At 72.8% G+C, this 481-nt stretch carries 1 protein-coding gene; it reads left to right on the forward strand.

The genetic code is table 11. The features are described 5' to 3' along the window. Positions 1 to 481, forward strand: a 481-nt coding sequence (locus AC07RN_RS21015) for an acyltransferase domain-containing protein (protein ID WP_478337221.1), incomplete at both ends; no start/stop codon positions are given.

Consider the following 481-nt stretch of genomic DNA (forward strand, 5'->3'; position numbering starts at 1 on the left):
GACCGCGTGGACCGCGCGCTTCCTCGGCATGGTCCGCCCCGGCGCCGAGATCGACGTCCGCGTCGACCGCGTCGCCACCGATCGCGGTGACGAGATCGTCGAGGTCGGCTGCCGCGTCGACGGCGACCTGGTGATGGTCGCGACGGGTCGCACCGCCGCCCCGAAGACCGTCTACGCCTTCCCGGGCCAGGGCATCCAGCGTCCGGGCATGGGCCTCGACGCCCGCTCGCGCAGCAAGGCTGCCCGCGAGATCTGGGAGCGCGCCGACAAGCACACCCGCGAGGCGCTCGGCTTCTCGATCCTCGCGGTCGTCCGCGACAACCCGACGCTGGTCAAGGCGCGGGGCGTCGAGCACCGTCACCCCGACGGTGTGCTGCACCTGACGCAGTTCACGCAGGTCGCGATGGCGACCCTCGGTGTCGCGCAGGTCGCCGAACTCCGCGAGGCCGGTGCCTTCGTCGAGGGCTCGTATCTGGCCGGT

Source organism: Lelliottia sp. GFLA7 (genome assembly GCF_056490165.1).